The organism is Brevundimonas sp. DS20 (assembly GCF_001310255.1).
In the GTDB taxonomy this organism is placed as follows: Bacteria; Pseudomonadota; Alphaproteobacteria; order Caulobacterales; family Caulobacteraceae; genus Brevundimonas; species Brevundimonas aurantiaca.
In genome coordinates this window covers 1,457,168-1,475,005 of record NZ_CP012897.1, presented here as the reverse complement: position 1 = coordinate 1,475,005, position 17,838 = coordinate 1,457,168, and the positions used below count along the sequence as shown (strand labels likewise).

Sequence of the window (17,838 nt, the reverse complement as noted above, 5' to 3'; positions counted from 1 at the left end):
CATCCTCGGGAGGGGAGAGGATGACTAGAAGCTGTAGCGGACGCCGAAGTTGTACTGCCGGCCGGTGTGCGAATAGACGTAGATGCTGTCGCGACGGCTGTCCGTATATTGCTCGTTGAAGGCGTCGGTCAGGTTCAGCCCTTCGAACGTCAGCTTGATGCGGTCGTTCAGGGCGTAGGAGGCCGAGGCGTCCACAGTGACGATGTCGCGCACCCCGTCGATGTCGTTGGTGCTGGTCCCGCTGGGCACGGCCGTCAGATAGCGGTCGCGGTAGGCGGCCGAGACGCGGGCGCTGAACCGATCGTCCTCGTAATAGAGGGTGGCGTTATAGGCCGTTTTCGACAGGCCGATCAGGTCGTTCTCGACAAAGCCGGTCGGGGACCGCGACGAGATATAGCTGATCTTGGAATCCACCAGGGTGACGTTGAAGATGGCGCCCAGATTGTCGAAGGGTCCCGGCAGGAAGCTGAACGGCTGCTGGTAGCTGACTTCGATCCCCTTCAGCGGACCGCCCTCGGTGTTGACCGGCTGGCTGAACAGGAAGACGTCGCTGGGCGAGACCCCCAGGCCGTTCAGCAGTTCGAGCGGCAGACCCGATTCATTGAACGGGCGCGAGATCCTGGACGTCTGAATGTAGCTGTCGATGTCCTTGTAGAACAGACCGACCGACAGCAGGGCTTCCGGCGCGAAATACCACTCGGCCGAAAGGTCGTAGGTGGTGGCCCGGATGGGGTCCAGATAGGGGTTGCCCGAGCTGACGCTGAAGACGCCCACGGTGCTGAGGCTGCCGCCGGGCGTGACACTGCCCAGGTTCGGGCGGGTCATGACCTTGGCCGCGCCGAAGCGGACCAGGAAGTCCGGCGTCACTTCAGCAGTGACGTTCAGGGCGGGCAGGACGTCGTCATAGTCGCGGTCCACCGTCGTCTGCTGCGCCGCTCCGGCGACCAGCTGATAGCCGGTCGAGCTCTGTTCCGTCTTCACATAGCGCACGCCCACGTCGCCGCGGATCGGCACGCCGGCCAGTTCGGTGCTGAAGTCCAGTTGCAGATAGGCGGCCGAATCCTTCTCCGTCACGCTGCGGATATTGCCGCGCGCATTGCTGTTGGACGCCCCGCTCAGCTCGAACAGGCCCGTGTTGCTGTAGATGTCGAACAGGTCGGCGAAGGCCTGAAGGTTCGGCGCGATCCAGCTGGTGACCGTTCCGGCCGGCGCATCCAGGTTCCGGCCGAAGCCGCTGACCAGTTCGGTCAGGCTGGCCAGGGTCACCCCGGCCGGCAGCTGGGGCACCACGCCTTCGTTGACCCGCGCCAAGGCCCAGGAATCGAACTCATATTCCTTGTAGTTGACGCCGGCCTTCAGGGTCAGGGACGGATTGAAATCATAGCCGGCGTCAAACTGGGCCGTCTTGATGGTGTTGGTCACGCCCTGAGGCCGCAGACGGATTTCCGAGCGGGCGGCGCCGAAATTATAGGCCAGCGGATCGGTGACGTCATAGCCGAAGCCGATCAGCGGCGCGTTCCGGTTCTCACGGTAGTCGTAGAAATAGTTGTCCGAATTCTCGCGGTTCAGGATGACCGTGGTCTGGATCGGATTGTCGAAGTCCGACTTGGAGTAGCCGACCAGACCCTTCACCCGGAAGCGATCGCTGAAGTCGTGCTCCAGGCTCAGCGTCGCCTGGGTGTATTTGGTGTCCAGCTCGTCAAAGCGGGTTTCGGTCTCCACATCGACGTCGTCGAACAGACCATAGACCATGTCGCCGTTCGCATCGATGACGCCGTCGCGAACGATGATTTCAGGCCGGCCGCCCTGGGAGGCGTTGCGGGCGAAGGACAGGGCTTCCAGCCAGTTCTCCTGCCGCGTCGCCTTGAAATCGGAATAGAGGAGATCAAGGTTGATCAGCGTCTGTTCCTGCGGGCGGAACTGCAGCGAACCCGTCAGGCCCAACCGCTCCTGATCATGGGTCAGACGGCCGTAGCGGGGAAAGCGCGGCGAATAGACGTCCGCCCGGCGCGCATCGGCGAAGGGTGAAGCCGGGTTGTATCCGCCCGCCTCGGTTCCGTTCAGCCAGCCGCCGGACCCGTGGCCTTCCTCCAGCAGACGCCGCTTGGTGTAGGCGACCGAGACCAGGGCGCCCAGGCGGCCGTCCATCCAGGTGTTGCTGGCCAAGGCGGCGAACCGGGGGTCCCATTCCTGCGACAGATCATTGTAGCCGTACTGACCCGACAGGACCAGGTTGGCGCCGGCGTAGTCGAAGGGCCGGCCGGTCTGCAGATCGACGGTGGCGCCCAGCGAGCCTTCCTCCGTCTCGGCCGAGGCGGTCTTACGCACGGTGATGCTGTTGAAGAGTTCCGAGGCGAAGACGTTGAAATCGAAGGCGCGGTTGCGGTTGGCGCCGCCCGAGCTGTCGGTGCCCGAGGCCGTGCTCTGACCCTCCACGCCGTTGATGCGCACGCGGGTGAACTGCGGTCCCAGGCCGCGCACGGTGATCTGTCGGCCCTCGCCGGCGTCGCGGGCGATGGAGACGCCCGGCACCCGCTGGATGGATTCCGCCAGGTTTGCGTCCGGGAAGTCGGCCATGTCCTCGGCCTTGATGACGTCCACGACGCCGTTGGCGCGGCGCTTGGTCGTCAGGGCGCTGCTGAGCGAGGCGCGGAAACCGGTTACCACAATCGAGTCGACTTCAGAGACCGGATCCTGCGTCTCATCCCCCTGGGCGACGCGGGTGTCGCGGGCGAGGACGGCGGTCCGTCCGTCGTTGGACGCGACGACGAGGTTGGTGCCGGCGAGCAGTCGGTCCAGGCCCTGCTGCACGGTCAGCACCCCCTGAACCGCGCCGGTCTGCTGCCCCGCCACGGCGTCAGAGGACGCCAGGAGCTGGAGATCCGCCTGCCGGGCGAAGGCCGGCACGCCGGTCGCGGCGGGTTGGGCCGGCACGTTGAACTGCCGCGTCTGGGCGTGGGCGGCTCCGGCCGAAGCCAGGGCGATGGTGCTGACGGCGATCATGAGCGACGCGCGAGCGTCGAATTTTGGCGCGAATGGCATGCGCAGGCCCTCCCTTATCTGTTTCCTGTTCCCGGACCCTTCTGACGAGGGTTCCATTCAAGCGATGCTCAGGCGCGGACTTTCCGTCACGCGCCCGTCATTTTTCTTCTTCAGCCGCCCAAGACGATGACGGTGTCGGCAACCTGGACCGATGCGCCGTGCGCGACGGCGACCGCCCGTGCGAAGCTGTCGGGCTCGTTCGTGCGGAACCAGCCCACCACACGGCGCCCCTCCAGGGCCGGGTCGCTGATGATGATCTTGCGGCTGTTGTAGCGATTGAACTCGGCGGCGGCGGCGGCGACCGTGTCGCCGTCAAGCACCACCTGACCGTCGCGCCAGGCCAGGGCGCGCTCCGCCTCCAGGGGGCGGCTGACGGGACGCGCCGCGCCGGCCTTGTCGCCGATGAAGACCTGTTCGCCCGCCTTGACGCGCCGCCGCGCGCCGCCGGGGTCGTCGACGCTCCAGACCTCGACGACGCCTTCGGTCACCATGACCTGGGCGCCGATGGTCTTGCGGCGCACGGAAAAGGCAGTGCCGACCGCCTGCACCCGCACAGCGCCGGCCTCGACGACGAAGGGGCGGGCGGCGTCCTTGGCGACCTGGAACCAGGCCTCGCCGCGCTCGATCGCGACCTCGCGGCGGCGCGGCTTCAGGCTGACCTCGACCACCGTATCGGTGTTGATCGCGGCCAGAGATCCATCCTCCAGGGGCACCCGGCGGATCTCGCCCAGACGAGTGGACAGTCGCTGGCGTTGCAGGGCCGAGACGAAAACACCGCCGGCCGCCAGCGAGGCGGCCACGCCGGCCGCGCCCGCCAGGACCCAGCGCCGAGCCGGCCGCTCTGTCGGCGCCCCGGGTTCTGCCGCCTGGGCGGGCGCGGCGGCTAGACAATAGGCGGCCTGCGCTCGCGCCAGCGCTCCGCGGTGACGTCGATCCTGGGCCAGCCAGTTCTCCAAGGCCGAGCGTTCGCAATCCGGCAACGGGCGATCCAGCTTCACCGCCCAGGCGGCCGCTTCCGCATCGATCGGATTCAGGTCGGAAGCGCTCATGCCTTGCGCCTCGTCATGGCCGGCGCCTCCTCGGCGGCCAAGGCGGCCAGAATCGCCTTCAGCCCACGCGCGGCTTCGTTCTCGACCACATTCTCGCTGACGCCCAGTTGGCGTGCGATCTCCCGCTGCGACAGACCCAGAATGCGCCGCATCTCGAAGATGCGCCGGCATCGGTCGGGCAGACGGCTGATGATCTGCATCACGCGTTCAAGTTCCTTGCGCCCGGCCGCAATACGCTCCGGAGACGGTTCGTCCCACTCGATGTTCAGACCGTCGATTTCCGTCACGGTTTCGAAGCGGACGACGCGTTGCCGACGCAGCTGTTCGAGAACGATCGACCGGGCGGTCTGGAAGAAATAGGCGCGGGGGCTGCGGATGCGGCCTGGATCGTCCAGATCGACCAGTCGACAATAGGCCTCCTGGATCACATCATCCGTTTCGGAGGCGGCGACCAAGGACTGGGCCAGCCAGCGGCGGACGTCCGCCTCATGCGGCAGAACCTCGCGCGCCAGCCAGCGCACGGCCTCCTCGCTTGGAATGCTCAGTCTGGTCGCCACAGGCCCCTCCATCTGATGACGATGAGCGGCGCGGCCGTTTCCGTCAAAGGCCGCCGAACGAGGGAGGAAAAAGTTCGACGGCCGGACGCCCCCGATCAGCCGTTCTCGGCCGACCAGGCGGCGTACAGATCAAGCGCCCGTTGCGGCGAGGTGATCCACCAGGAATAGCCGTTGCGCCGCCCGATCGAAATCTCGTTCACGTCGTCGTGGATGGTCTGGTCCTTGTCGCCGAAGATCGGCCGTCCGGTCACCAGATCATAGTTGCGCGACCAGATCGGACCGGCGCCGGGCTTGTCGATCAGTTTGCGGCCCTGATCTGTCATTTCGAACGACTTGTCATAGACCCGGACCGCCTCCAGCCAAGCCGCCGCGCCGCGCACGGCCGCCTTGACCTCGGCGGAAGGGTTCGGCTCGCGCATCAGGAAGATCAGGATGTCGGTGGTTTCGCCGCTGGCGATGGAGCGAGGCTCATAGTTGCGGGCGCTGGTCGGAACCAGGCGCATCGGCTCCACCTGCTGAGGCCAGCCCAGCAGGCGATCGCCCTGACGCACCTGGGCCGCCAAAATGACTTCGACCGCCTTGTGCGTCGCCTCCCCTGCCCTGGACTTCAAATCGTTCGAAACGAAGTCGAAGCCCTCGCGTCCCTGCGACACGTCCCGCAGCAGCATGGCGGCGTTGGCGACAGCGTTGTCGTTGAAGGTGATGGAATCGTGGAAGCCGCCTTCCAGAGGCCAGATCTGCGGCCAGCCGCCGTTCAGATATTGGGCGTTCAACAGATAGCGCACGCCGCGCTCGATACTGGCGCGCCAGGCGTCGCCCTGGGCGTCCGGGGCGTGGGCCGCGACCTTGGCCAGGAAGCGCATCTCAGTCCAGGTCGCCTCATTGTCGAGGGTGCCGACGAAGGTCCAGAACCGGTCCGCGGGGGCGTCGAAATTGGCCGGATTCTGCTCCATGGTCTCGGCGTCGTTCGAGAACCGCTGACCAGGCAGACGGGCGATCGTTCGATCCTGGTTCTTGCTCCACCCGCCGGCCGGCGTCTGGAAGCTGACGATGGCGTCGGCGATCCGGCGGGCCTGCGCCGATCCGTACCAATTCGACGGCCGGTCCAGAGGCATGTTGTACTGGCTAGGCCCCACGGCCTGAGGCGGCGGCGGCGGGGTGGCGCCCGGCGGCAGTTCGGCGGCCAGAGCCGCCCGGTCCGCCAGATGCTGGGCCTGGGAACGAGCCAGATACTCGACCCAGGCGCCGCGCTCCCCATCCGGCAGGGCGCCGATCCGATCAATGGTCAGACCAACGGCCGGGGTGTTCAGGCGAAGAACCTCGGCCTCAGCCGGCGCTCCGGCCATGGCGACCAGGGTCAGAGCCCCCAAGGCGGCGAAGGATCGGGTAAAAACAGAACTCACGAGCGTACTCCCAATATTTTGGAAACACTTCTACATAATGAAACATGAGACGCAACCGCCCCCCGGTTGGCGGGCCATGCGCCGTCACGCCACGATCAGAGTGCGATCCAGGGCGGAGACGGACTTTGCTCCCGTCAGGGTCATGGCCACGCGCATCTCCTTTTCGAACAGATCGAGAAGGTCGCCCACGCCCGCCTGCCCCCGCGCCGCCAGGGCGTAGATGAAGGCCCGGCCCAGCATCACGGCGTCCGCGCCGAGCGCCAGAGCCCGCACCACGTCTAGGCCGTTGCGGATGCCGGAATCCACGAGGATCTTCAGGTCGCCCTGAACCGCGTCGGCGATGGCCGGCAAGGCCCGCGCCGAGGAGAGAACGCCGTCCAGCTGACGCCCGCCATGGTTCGACACAACGATCCCGTCGGCGCCGAAGGCCACGGCGTCACGCGCATCCTGGGGATCCAGGACGCCCTTGATGATCATGGGACCGTCCCAGGCGTCGCGGATCCACTGAAGATCCTTCCACGAGATCGACGGATCGAAATTGGCGCCCAGCCAGCCGATATAGTCGGCCAGACCCGTCGCCTTGCCCAGATATCGGGAAACGTTGCCCAGGTCGTGCGGCCGCCCCCTCACCCCGACGTCCCAGGCCCAGGCGGGATGGGTCATGGCCTGGATCATGCGGCGCATCTCGGCGTTGGGCCCGCTCATGCCCGAATGGGCGTCGCGATAGCGGGCGCCGGGGGTGGGCATGTCGACGGTGAAGACCAAGGTCTTGACGCCCGCCGCCCTGGCCCGCTCCAGGGCGTTCTTCATGAAGCCCCGATCGCGCAGCACATAGAGCTGGAACCACATCGGCCGGTCGATGGCGGGCGCCACCTCTTCGATAGGACAGACCGAGACGGTGGACAGGGTGAAGGGCACGCCGCGCGACGCCGCCGCCCGGGCCGCCTGCACCTCGCCGCGCCGGGCGTACATGCCCGTCAGGCCGACCGGCGCCAGGACGATCGGCAGGCGCAGTGTTTCATCGAACAGCCGCGTCTCCAGACTGAGGCTGGACATGTCCTGCAACACCCGCTGGCGCAGGGCGACGTCGCTCCAGTCCTCGACGTTGCGGCGCAGGGTGTGTTCGGCATAGGCGCCGCCGTCGATGTAGTGAAACAGGAAGGGCGGCAGCTTGCGCCGCGCGGCCTCGCGGTAATCGCTGGGCGACGAGATGATCATGGGCCTGTCTTACTGAAAGTTGGCGAAGGCCCCGCCGTCGACCAGCAGGGCGGCGCCGGACATGTAGCCCGCCATGTCCGAAGCCAGGAAGGCGACCACCGAGGCGATGTCCTCGGGCCGACCCAGCCGCCCCAGCGGAATCCGCCCTTCCATATAGGTCCGCTTGGCGGGATCGGACAGGTCGTCCTTATTGATGTCGGTGGCGATGGTGCCGGGCAGGACCGAGTTGCAGCGAATGCCGTATTGGCCCAGGGCCACGGCGCAGGATTGCATCAGGCTGTGAACCCCGGCCTTGGTCGGGGTGTAATGGGTCTGCATCTCGCCGCCGACCAGGGCGGAGATGGAGCTGATCGCCACGATGGCCCCGCCGTCGCCCTGCTTCACCATCTGGTTGGCGGCGGCCTGGGTCATGAAATAGGCCCCGTGCAGATTGACCTCCATGGTCCGGCGCAGGGTCTCCACCGGCATGTCCAGAAAGGCGTGGAAGGGGCAGATCCCGGCATTGGAGACGAAGACGTCCACCCGGCCCAGGGCCTGGACCGACCGGTCGATGAAGTCGGCGGCGCTGTCCGGCAGGGCCACGTCGCCATCGACGGCGACGGCCCGGCGGCCCAGCCGCTCGATCTCGGCGACGACATCTGCGGCGGCCTCGGCGTCGCGAAAGGTGTTGATCGCCACGTCTGCGCCCTGGCGCGCGGCCTCGATCGCGGTCGCCCGTCCGATGCCTCGCGACGCCCCGGTGATCAGGACGACCTTGTTCTCAAGCAGCATGGGGGCTCCAGCGGTTCTGTGGGTTTGGATCAGGTTTTGGGCGACCAGCCGAGGTCGGCGCTGATGGCGTCAGCGGCCTCCGTCACCGTCTTGGTCAGTTCGCTCATTCGCGCGTCGGACATGTATTGAGCGGCCGAGGACACGCTGAGGGCCGCGACGATTCGGCCGTCGACTGAGCGGATCGGAGCGGCGACGCAGCGTATCTGGTCTTCGTTCTCCTCCAGATCGAAGGCGTAGCCCTTCTGGGCATAGCCGCGCATCCGCTCCAGCCAGACGGCGCGGGCGGCCGAGTCGAACTTGGCGTCCGGCTCGGCGTAGAAGTCGATCCACTCCGCCTCGGTCTTGTCCAGGATCAGCGCCTTGCCCAGGCCGGTCGAGGCGATGGGGTGACGTTCGCCCAGGCGCGAACCGATGTTGATGCGGCGACGCCCGGCCACCTTGTCCAGATAGAGGGCATGACGGCCGTCCAGCACGCCCAGATGCACGGTGTCGTCCGTGGCGGCCGACAGCTGCTCCAGCCAGGGTCGGGCGACGCGCGGCAGATGCATCTGCTGGCTGGCGGCGTGACCCAGCTCCAGTAGTTTCGGCCCCAGGGAATAGCCCTCGCGCGGCCGGAACGACAGCAGACGACGCTCGACCAAGGCCGAGGCCAGACGGTGGGTGGTGCTGCGGGTCAGATCCAGCTTTTCCGACAGTTCGGCCAGCGGCAGAGAGCCTTCGATCAAGGCGTCGATGACATCCAGACCGCGCAGCAGGGTCTGGCTGCCGGACGCCTTGGCCCCCGCCTCGTCTTCACCTGCGACCTGCATGGTCTTGATTGACGCCGTTCGTCCCATTTCGTAATCCTCATTCTCAGAATGTAGCAAAACGCGCAAGTCGTCCAAAGCTATGCAGGGAACCTTGGCGTGTCGCAGGGAGGAAAGCCAGTGAAATCCCGAAATATGGGAGCGGATCGCCGCTTTTTGGCTGGTCCGCAATGAGCCGCCTGCCCCGGATCAAGCATGTCCGCGCCTTCGTCGTTAAAAACGACGGGACCGGCGGCGGCGCCGACTATCACGATCAGGGCGACGGCCACTGGATCGACGACCATATCGCCACGCCCATGGCGAAATATCCCGAGTATCGTCAGAGCCGCCGCAGCTTCGGCATCAATGTGCTGGGCACGCTGGTGGTCGAGATCGAGGCCGAGAACGGCGTCGTCGGTTTCGCGGTCACGACCGGCGGCGAACCCGCCGCCTATATCGTCGAAAAACACCTGGCCCGTTTCCTGGAAGGCCGCGATCCGTCCGAGGTCGAGAAGATCTGGGACCAGATGTATTTCTCGACCCAGTATTACGGCCGCAAGGGTCTGGTGGTGAACGCCATCTCGGGCGTCGATCTGGCCCTGTGGGACCTGTTGGGCCGTCTGCGCCAGGAGCCGGTCTTCGCCATGCTGGGCGGGGCCGTGCGCGACGAACTGACCTTCTACGCCACCGGCGCCCGGCCCGACAAAGCCAGGGAACTGGGTTTCATCGGCGGCAAGATGCCCCTGCACCACGGCCCCGCCGAGGGCGAGGAGGGCCTGAAGAAGAACCTCGCCGAACTGGAGGCCATGCGGAACGCCTGCGGCGACGACTTCTGGCTGATGTTCGACTGCTGGATGGCGCTGGACCTGAACTACGCCACCCGCCTGGCGCATGAGGCGCACAGGCTGGGTATGAAGTGGATCGAGGAGGCGCTGAGCCCCGACGACTACTGGGGCTATCAGGCGCTGAAGAAGAACGCCCCCAAGGGGATGCTGGTGACCACCGGCGAGCATGAGGCGACCCGCTGGGGCTTCCGCATGCTGCTGGAGATGGAATGCTGCGACATCATCCAGCCGGACGTCGGCTGGTGCGGCGGCGTCACCGAACTGCAGAAGATATCCGCCCTGGCCGATTCCAAGGGCGTGCTGATGATCCCCCATGGATCGAGCGTCTATTCCTACCACTTCGTCGTCACGCGCCATAACAGCCCCTTCGCCGAGTTCCTGATGATGGCCCCCGGCGCCGACGAGGTCGTGCCCATGTTCCATCCGCAGCTGATCGGCGAACCCGTGCCGGTCAACGGCAGGCTCAAGGTTCCCGACACGCCAGGCTTCGGCGTGGAGCTGAACCGCGACATCGCCCTGCACCGCCCCTACGCCCGCTAGTCGAGAGTCCCCCCGTCTCATGAAACTGCTGCGTTACGGCCCCAAGGGCCAGGAAAAGCCGGGCACGCTGGACACCGAAGGGCGCATCCGCGACCTGTCGGGCGTCATCGCCGACATCACCCCTGACCAGTTGCACGGCCCGGCGCTTGACGCGCTTAAAGCCATCGACCCGACCACATTGCCTTTGGTCGAGGGCGACCCCCGCTATGGCGTGCCGGTCAACGGCAGCCGCAAGTTCATCGCCATCGGCCTGAACTTCGCGGATCACGCCGAGGAATCGAATTTGCCGATCCCGGAAGAACCCGTCGTTTTCACCAAGGCCATCACCTGCCTGAACGGGCCGAACGACGATGTGGTCATTCCGCGCGGGTCTGAGAAGACCGACTGGGAAGTCGAACTGGGCGTCGTCATCGGCAAGACCGCCTCCTATGTCACCAAGGAGGAGGCCCTGGATCACGTCGTCGGTTACGTCCTGATCAATGACGTGTCCGAGCGCGCGTTCCAGACCGAGCGCGGCGGCACCTGGGACAAGGGCAAGGGCTGCGATACCTTCGGCCCCGTCGGCCCCTGGCTCGTGACGACTGACGAGGTGGGCGACGTTCAGAACCTGGACATGTGGCTGGATCTGAACGGCCAACGCATGCAGACCGGCAACACCAAGACCATGATCTTCGGCGTCGCCGAGATCGTGTCCTATCTGTCGGAGTTCATGACGCTGGAGCCCGGCGATCTGATCACCACAGGTACCCCGCCCGGCGTCGGCCTGGGCCAGAAGCCGCCGCTCTATTTGAAGGCCGGCGACACGGTCCGTCTGGGCATCCAGAAGCTCGGCGAACAGGGCCAGACCTTCGTGGAGTGGACGCGATGAGCGCCTATCAGGGCCGTTTTGCGGGTCGTACCGCCGTCGTCACGGGAGGCGCTTCGGGCCTGGGCAAGGCCTCGGCCGCCCGCATCGTGGCCGAAGGCGGTCGGGTCGTGCTGTGGGACCTCAATTCTGAAGCACTTAAGGCGGCGGCCGAAGACGTCGGCGCGACCCACGTCGTCGCGCTGGACGTTTCCGATCCTGAGGCTGTCGCCGCCGCCGCCGAAGCCTCGACCCAAGCTCTGGACGGACGCATCGATATTCTGATCGCGTCGGCCGGCATCACCGGCGCCACCGTGCCGGTGCAGGAGTTTCCGATCGACAGCTGGAAACGGGTCGTGGACATCAACCTGAACGGCGTCTTCTATTGCTGCCGCGCCATCGTGCCCTTCATGCTGGCCAACGGTTATGGCCGGATCGTCAATGTGGCCTCGGTCGCCGGCAAGGAAGGCAATCCCAACGCCAGCGCCTATTCGGCGTCGAAGGCGGGGGTTATCGGCCTCACCAAGTCCCTGGGCAAGGAGTTGGCCGGCAAGGGCGTCATCGCCAACAGCCTGACCCCCGCCACCTTCGAAAGCCCCATCCTGGAGCAGTTGCCCCAGAGCCAGGTCGACTACATGCGCTCCAAGATTCCGATGGGCCGTCTGGGCGAGGTCGAGGAAAGCGCGGCCATGGTCTGTTTCATGGCCTCCGAAGAATGCAGTTTCACCACCGCCTCGACGTTCGACACGTCCGGCGGGCGCACCACCTACTAGGGCGCTGACGGTGGCGTCGGACCTTCGCATCGTCGACGGGCATGTCCATCTGTGGGACCTGTCGCGCGCTCGCTACGGCTGGCTTCAGGACGATCCCCTGCCGAACAATCCGGCCGGGGACATGTCGTCCATCGCGCACAAGAACTATCTGCTGGACGACTATCTGTCCGACACGGCCGGCTGGCGCGTGGACAAGATCGTCCATGTCGAGGCCGGTCAGCCCGTCGGTCAGCACCTGGCCGAGACCGACTGGCTTCAGTCCTTGGCCGACGCCAGGGGCTATCCCCAGGCCATCGTCGCCGGCGCCGACCTTCTGGATCCGGAGTTGGACGCCCGACTGGAGGCCCAGGCCGCCCGTCGCAACGTGCGCGGGATCCGCCAGATCGTCTGCTGGCACGAAGATCCACTGAAGACCTATAATTCGCGCGATCTGCTGCGCGATCCGACCTGGGTCGAGGGTCTCGCCAAACTGGCCCGATACGGCCTGTCTTTCGATCTTCAGCTCTATCCATCGCAGATGGCGACCGCCGCCATCCTCGCGGCGCGCCACCCCGAGATCCCGATGATCGTCAACCACGCCGGGCTGCCGACCGACCGCGACGCGACGGGAATGGAACGCTGGAAGCGGGGTCTGCGCCTGCTGGCCGCCCAGCCCCAGGTGTCGATCAAGATTTCCGGCCTGGGCATCACCGACCGCGCCTGGACCCCCGACAGCATTCGCCCCGTCGTCCTGGAGTGTATCGACGCCTTCGGGACCGAGCGGGCCATGTTCGCCTCCGACTTCCCGGTCGAGCGGGTCCACGGAACCTTCGACGCCTTCTATTCCGCCTTCGACGCGATCACGGCCGACTTCTCGGCCGACGAGCGCGACCGGCTGTTCGCCGCTAACGCCGAGGCGATCTACCGCATCTGACATCCACCCGCCCAGGCCGCGACAAGACGGCCGGGCCCCGAGAAAACACCAGGAGAGTTCCCATGGTCATCGAGACCGACGCCGCCCACACCCCCGGAGGCCTGGCCAAACCCGCCGGGTCGCTTAAGGGCCCCCTGGCCTTCGCCATCGCCTGCTTCCTGATCTGGGGCCTGGCCTATGGGCTGTTGGACGTGCTGAACAAACATTTCCAGGAGACGCTGAGCATCAGCCAGGCCGACAGCGCATGGCTGCAGATCGCCTATTTCGGGGCCTATCTGCTGCTGTCGATCCCTGCGGGCATGCTGCTGCACGCCCGGGGCTACAAGTTCGGGATCGTCTCGGGCCTGGCCGTCACCGCGATCGGCGCTCTGCTGTTCATCCCGGCGGCGGGCGCGGGCGCCTTCCTGCCCTTCGTCGGCTCGATGTTCGTTCTGGCCGCCGGCCTGTGCATCCTGGAAACCAGCGCCGACACCTATGTCAACGTCCTGGGGGATCCGGCCAAGGCGTCTCAGCGCCTGAACCTGGCCCAGTCGTTCAACGCCCTGGGCGTCTTCTTCGGGCCGCTGATCGGCGGCGCCGTCTTCTTCAGCCCGACGACGACCCAGGCCCTGGGCGGGGCGACCCGCTCGATCCAGATCGTCTACGGCCTGATCGCCGTCGGGGTGATCCTGTTCGCCCTGGCCGTCTGGCGCGCCCGCCTGCCGGAGACCGGCCTGTCGGACCATGGCTCGGCCGAGGGCGACGTTCCCGCCCTGCCCCTGTCGAAACAGCCGCACTTCGTCGCCGGCGTGATCACCCAGGCCCTTTATATCGGCGCCCAGGTCGGCATCGGCGCCTATTTCATCAATCTGGTCACCCACAACTGGCAGGGCCTGACGTCGCAGCAGGGGGCCTTCATGCTGTCCCTGGCCGCGATCGGCTATCTGGTCGGCCGCTTCTTCGCCACCGCCCTGCTGCTCCGGGTCAGGCCGCGCGCCCTGCTGACGGCCTATGGCCTGATCAATGTCGTCCTGACCCTGATCGTGGCGGCCGGGATCAATGTCGTGTCGCCGGTCGCCCTGATCGCCGTCTTCTTCTTCATGTCGACGATGTTCGCGACCATCTTCGCATTGGGCACGACCGGACTGGGCGCGAGCACAAAACGGGCGTCCTCCTTGATGGTCATGGCGATCGGCGGCGGCGTGCTGCTGCCGTGGCCGATGGGCAGGATCGCCGACCTCTACGGCGCCAACGTCGCCTTCCTGATGCCGGCGATCTGTTTCGCGGTCGTCGCCTGGTACGGATGGAAGGGCGCAGGCTTGGGGCTGAAGGCGGAGGCGAAGTGATGGGTTTCCGCGCCGCCCTTCTCGCCTTCACCCTGCTGGCCGGCCCCACTGCGGCCTGCGCCCAGACAGTCGCGCCCGTCACCGTCGCGCCTGTCGCGCCGATCGACCGACACGCCCTGGTCACGCGCCATAATGTGACGCTGACCTCGATAGACCCTCATGCGCCGATCATGCTGGGCAATGGGAACCTGGGCTTCACCGCCGACATCACGGGGTTGCAGACCTTTCCGGAGCAGTATTCGGAACTGTCCCCCCTGCTGACCATGGCGCAGTGGGCCTGGCACAGCTTTCCCAATCCGAACGGCTATACCGAACAGGACGGCCTGATCGACGTGCCCGTGCCGGGACGGGGGGAACAACCCTATGCCTGGATGAAGTCGTGGGCGGTGGCCGAGACCCAGCCCGCCTACACCTGGCTGCGGGCCAATCCGCATCGGTTCTCTCTCAGTCGCATCGGCCTGACCTTCGCCGACAGCAGGCCGCTGGACTTCGCCAAGGTCGCTCATACCCGCCAGACGCTGGACCTGTGGTCTGGGACCCTGACCAGCCGCTTCACCTATGACGGCCAGCCGGTCGAGGTCGTCACCCGCGTCCACCCGAGCCTGGACATGGTTATGGTCGAGATCGTCTCCCCCTTGGTCTCCACGCGAGGCCTGGGCGTTCAGATCCGCTATCCAAGCGTCGCCCCCGCCATCAATCCCGATCCGACGTCGTTTGACGCCTCGGGAGCCCAAGGCCTGACCGTCGTCGCCCAAGACGCGGGCGACGTCCGCATTCGCCGCACCCTGGACGACACGCGCTATTATTCCGGCATCACCGCTTCCGGTGAGATCGAGCAAACCGGCGCCGACGCCTTTCGAGCGGGCGCCGCCGGTCGCGACCGGCTGACCGTCATGGTCCGCTTCGATCAGCAGGAGCGAGCGCCCGCGACACCGGCCTACAGCGCCGGCGTCCAGGCGACGGCCGCCCACTGGAACGGTTTCTGGACCCAGGGCGGCGCCGTGGATTTCAGCGGTTCCACCGATCCCCGCGCATCCGAGTTGGAGCGCCGCGTGGTCCTGTCGCAATACCTCTCGGCCCTGAACGGCGCCGGCGAACTGCCGCCCCAGGAAGAGGGTCTGTTCTCCAACAGCTGGTACGGCAAGTTCCACCTGGAAATGCACCCCTGGCACGCCGGCTGGCAGGCCATGTGGGGCCATGCCGACATGCTGGAGCGGAGTCTGCCCTGGTATGTCGGCCATCTGGACCAGGCCCGCGCCGAGGCCGCCCGCCACCGGGTCAAGGGCGCCTGGTGGCCCAAGATGGTCGGACCCGAGGGCCGCAACAGCCCCAGCCTGGTCTCGCCCTTCATCATGTGGCAGCAGCCGCATCCGATCCTGCTCGCCGAGCTGGTGTGGCGGGCTGAGAGGGATCCCGCCGTACTGGATCGATACGGCGAATTGGTCGAGGCCACCGCCGACCTCCTGGCCTCCTGGCCCATAGAACGCGACGGCCGGCTGAACCTGGGACCGCCGATGATTCCGGCGCAGGAAAATTATGATCCCCTGACCACGGTGAACCCCGCCTTCGAGGTCGAGTATTTCCGTTGGGGGCTGGAAACCGCGCAGGCCTGGCGCGAGCGCAAGGGCCAGGCCCGCCGCGCCGACTGGGATCAGGCCCTGGCCAGGATGGCGCCGCCGCCGATGAAGGACGGCCTCTATCTGCCGGTCGAAAACGTGCCGGACTTCTGGGAGACCGCAATGTCCGACGCCTGCCGCAGACACGCTGCGGCGGCTCAATGCAAGAACCGCGACCACCCCTCCTTCCTAATGGCGTACGGCTTCATCCCAGGCGCTCGGATCGACCCGGCCGCCATGCGCCGCACCTTCGAAGCGGTGGAGCGGAACTGGGACGTGCGCCAGACCTGGGGATGGGACTTCCCCATGATGGCCATGACCGCCGCCCGCCTGGGTGAACCCGACAAGGCCGTGGACTGGCTGTTCGCGGACCTGAAGAACAATCAGTGGGGCGTCACCGGCATGACGCCGCGCGTCCATCTGGACGAGCACGCCGACGAGCTGGTGCCCGTCTCGGCCGGCGCCGGCGGAGTCCGGATGGCCGTCAATCCCGACGGCCCCGGCTATCGTCGCGCGGCGGAGACCTACTTCCCGTCCAACGGCTCCTTACTCATGGCTGTCGGCCTGATGGCCGCCGGATGGGACGGGTCCAGCGGCCATGCGCCCGGCTTCCCCAAGGAGGGCTGGACCGTGCGGGTCGAAGGCCTGACGCCCGCCCCCTGAACCCGAAAGACAGGATCGCCCCCATGACGACCTCCAGACGCTCCGCCCTGAAGGCCCTGTTGGCCGGCCCCGCCGCCGGCGTGCTTGCCGGCCAGGCCCAGGCCGCGACGACCCAGGCCACGACGGCCCAGGCTGGGCCGCCCCAGGCCGGGCCGGCCGGCGCGCCGGTCTTCCCCGCGCCCAACACCGCCCCGCCCATTCATCAGGTCAGCGAAGCGCCGCCGCCTTGGCCGACCTGGGAGGGGCCGGTTCCGACCGACTGGATTGACCCCAAGACCGGCCATCGCATTGTGCGCCTGTCCGGGGACGAGGGCGGCAGCAAGCTCTACTTCTACCGCAACAGCTTCACGCCCCAGGGGGATGTTCTGCTCTTCTCCTCGCCCCAGGGCATCATCAAGGTCGAGCTCGACAACGGCTTTCGACGCTCTGTGCTGGTGGCCGACCCGGACGCGGACCTGATGGTCACGGGCCGCAAGACGCGGACCGCCTACTATACTGTCTCTGATGCCGGCGAAGGCCAGCCCACCGATCGGCCGCGCACCCTGTTCGCCGTCGATATCGACACGGGCCGCACCCGACGTCTGGCCCGGATCGAACAGGGCCAGTTCAGTTCGATCAACGCCGACGAGACCCTGGTGGTCGGGACGGTGGCCTATGGCGACGCGCCGCTCCAGCCCGACGCCGCCGATCCGCGCAATCGCCGCGCAGGACAGGCCGAGTACGCCGCCGTCGGCCCCGACGGCCGCCCGCTGAACTTCGCCAAGGCCAAGGGCGTGCGGATGCTTCAGCGCTGGGCCGCGCGCGTGCCGATGGAGTTGTTCGTCATTGATCTGCGGACCGGCGAACGCCGCGTCGTCCATGCGGCCAGAGACTGGCTGAACCATCCGCAGTTCTCGCCCACCGACCCTGAGCGCATCATCTTCTCGCACGAAGGGCCCTGGCGCCGGGTCGATCGCATGTGGACGATCAAGACGAACGGCGCGGACCTGCGCAAACTGCACCAGCGGACGATGAATTTCGAAATCTTCGGCCACGAGTGGTTCAGTCCTGACGGACGCCAGGTCCTGTACGATCTGCAGACGCCGCGGGGTCAGGTCTTCTGGGTGGCGTCCGTGGACCTGGAAACCGGAAAGCGCGTCTATCGCCGGCTGGAGCAGAACAGCTGGTCGGTGCACTTCAACAGCTCGCCCGACGGGAGCTTCTTCGCCGGCGACGGCGGCGACGCAGACATGGTCGCCCATGCGCCGGACGGCAAATGGCTGGTGCTTCTGCGCCCCGAACCGGTGGTCGATCATGACCCCGAAAGCGATCAGGACGACCTGATCTCGGTCGAATATCTGCGGACCGAGCGGCTGGTGGACATGGGCCGCCACGACTATCGGCTGGAGCCCAACGTCACCTTCACGCCGGACGGACGGTGGGTGCTGTTCGTGTCCAACATGCACGGTCGCAATCACGTCTATGCGGCCTCTGTCGCCCGAAACTGACAGGGCG

General features: G+C 66.7%; 14 protein-coding genes. 7 read left to right on the top strand and 7 right to left on the bottom strand.

Annotated features, from left to right (window positions below; all coding sequences use genetic code 11):
* Window positions 1–24: 24 nt before the first annotated feature.
* From JL11_RS07015 to JL11_RS06985, 7 genes are all read right to left on the bottom strand, one after another.
* A complete protein-coding gene (locus JL11_RS07015; protein WP_054765028.1) occupies window positions 25–3,042 on the bottom strand; it encodes a TonB-dependent receptor in 3,018 nt (1,005 codons plus the stop codon).
* A gap of 110 nt (window positions 3,043–3,152) precedes the next feature.
* Window positions 3,153–4,091, bottom strand: coding sequence for a FecR family protein (locus tag JL11_RS07010; RefSeq protein ID WP_054765027.1), 939 nt, complete (start codon window positions 4,089–4,091; stop codon window positions 3,153–3,155).
* A complete protein-coding gene (locus JL11_RS07005; protein WP_224761307.1) occupies window positions 4,088–4,648 on the bottom strand; it encodes a sigma-70 family RNA polymerase sigma factor in 561 nt (186 codons plus the stop codon). The genes JL11_RS07010 and JL11_RS07005 overlap by 4 nt, the downstream gene beginning before the upstream one ends.
* A gap of 95 nt (window positions 4,649–4,743) precedes the next feature.
* Window positions 4,744–6,051 (bottom strand): pectate lyase, encoded by a 1,308-nt coding sequence (pelA, locus tag JL11_RS07000; RefSeq protein WP_054765025.1) that lies wholly within the window; start codon window positions 6,049–6,051, stop codon window positions 4,744–4,746.
* Between the two features lie 84 nt (window positions 6,052–6,135).
* Entirely contained in the window at window positions 6,136–7,269 is a 1,134-nt protein-coding gene (gene lldD / locus JL11_RS06995) for an FMN-dependent L-lactate dehydrogenase LldD (RefSeq protein ID WP_054765024.1), read from the bottom strand.
* A gap of 9 nt (window positions 7,270–7,278) precedes the next feature.
* Window positions 7,279–8,040 (bottom strand): SDR family NAD(P)-dependent oxidoreductase, encoded by a 762-nt coding sequence (locus tag JL11_RS06990; protein WP_054765023.1) that lies wholly within the window; start codon window positions 8,038–8,040, stop codon window positions 7,279–7,281.
* Between the two features lie 29 nt (window positions 8,041–8,069).
* The gene (locus JL11_RS06985) at window positions 8,070–8,849 is read right to left on the bottom strand and encodes an IclR family transcriptional regulator (RefSeq protein WP_054766861.1); all 780 of its coding nucleotides are present in this window, start codon (window positions 8,847–8,849) and stop codon (window positions 8,070–8,072) included.
* Window positions 8,850–9,016: 167 nt separating this feature from the next.
* On the opposite strand from JL11_RS06985, the gene rhmD reads away from it, so the two are divergent.
* From rhmD to JL11_RS06950, 7 genes are all read left to right on the top strand, one after another.
* A complete protein-coding gene (gene rhmD / locus JL11_RS06980; protein WP_054765022.1) occupies window positions 9,017–10,210 on the top strand; it encodes an L-rhamnonate dehydratase in 1,194 nt (397 codons plus the stop codon).
* A gap of 19 nt (window positions 10,211–10,229) precedes the next feature.
* On the top strand, window positions 10,230–11,078 hold the full coding sequence (locus JL11_RS06975) for a fumarylacetoacetate hydrolase family protein (protein WP_054765021.1): 849 nt from the start codon (window positions 10,230–10,232) through the stop codon (window positions 11,076–11,078).
* A complete protein-coding gene (locus JL11_RS06970; RefSeq protein ID WP_054765020.1) occupies window positions 11,075–11,827 on the top strand; it encodes an SDR family NAD(P)-dependent oxidoreductase in 753 nt (250 codons plus the stop codon). The genes JL11_RS06975 and JL11_RS06970 overlap by 4 nt, the downstream gene beginning before the upstream one ends.
* Before the next feature lie 10 nt (window positions 11,828–11,837).
* On the top strand, window positions 11,838–12,740 hold the full coding sequence (locus JL11_RS06965; protein WP_054765019.1) for an amidohydrolase family protein: 903 nt from the start codon (window positions 11,838–11,840) through the stop codon (window positions 12,738–12,740).
* A gap of 62 nt (window positions 12,741–12,802) precedes the next feature.
* The gene (locus JL11_RS06960; protein ID WP_054765018.1) at window positions 12,803–14,065 is read left to right on the top strand and encodes a sugar MFS transporter; all 1,263 of its coding nucleotides are present in this window, start codon (window positions 12,803–12,805) and stop codon (window positions 14,063–14,065) included.
* Entirely contained in the window at window positions 14,065–16,344 is a 2,280-nt protein-coding gene (locus JL11_RS06955) for a hypothetical protein (protein ID WP_054765017.1), read from the top strand. Before JL11_RS06960 ends, JL11_RS06955 begins: the two co-directional genes overlap by 1 nt.
* 23 nt (window positions 16,345–16,367) lie before the next feature.
* Entirely contained in the window at window positions 16,368–17,831 is a 1,464-nt protein-coding gene (locus tag JL11_RS06950; RefSeq protein WP_054765016.1) for an oligogalacturonate lyase family protein, read from the top strand.
* Window positions 17,832–17,838: the final 7 nt, after the last annotated feature.

Bases quoted from the DNA above. Each gene is read 5' to 3' on its own strand.
- JL11_RS07015 (WP_054765028.1), bottom strand. From the start codon at position 3,042: ATGCCATTCGCGCCAAAATTCGACGCTCGCGCGTCGCTCATGATCGCC.
- JL11_RS07010 (WP_054765027.1), bottom strand. From the start codon at position 4,091: ATGAGCGCTTCCGACCTGAATCCGATCGATGCGGAAGCGGCCGCCTGG.
- lldD (WP_054765024.1), bottom strand. From the start codon at position 7,269: ATGATCATCTCGTCGCCCAGCGATTACCGCGAGGCCGCGCGGCGCAAG.
- JL11_RS06990 (WP_054765023.1), bottom strand. From the start codon at position 8,040: ATGCTGCTTGAGAACAAGGTCGTCCTGATCACCGGGGCGTCGCGAGGC.
- JL11_RS06985 (WP_054766861.1), bottom strand. From the start codon at position 8,849: ATGCAGGTCGCAGGTGAAGACGAGGCGGGGGCCAAGGCGTCCGGCAGC.
- rhmD (WP_054765022.1), top strand. From the start codon at position 9,017: ATGAGCCGCCTGCCCCGGATCAAGCATGTCCGCGCCTTCGTCGTTAAA.
- JL11_RS06975 (WP_054765021.1), top strand. From the start codon at position 10,230: ATGAAACTGCTGCGTTACGGCCCCAAGGGCCAGGAAAAGCCGGGCACG.
- JL11_RS06970 (WP_054765020.1), top strand. From the start codon at position 11,075: ATGAGCGCCTATCAGGGCCGTTTTGCGGGTCGTACCGCCGTCGTCACG.
- JL11_RS06960 (WP_054765018.1), top strand. From the start codon at position 12,803: ATGGTCATCGAGACCGACGCCGCCCACACCCCCGGAGGCCTGGCCAAA.
- JL11_RS06955 (WP_054765017.1), top strand. From the start codon at position 14,065: ATGGGTTTCCGCGCCGCCCTTCTCGCCTTCACCCTGCTGGCCGGCCCC.
- JL11_RS06950 (WP_054765016.1), top strand. From the start codon at position 16,368: ATGACGACCTCCAGACGCTCCGCCCTGAAGGCCCTGTTGGCCGGCCCC.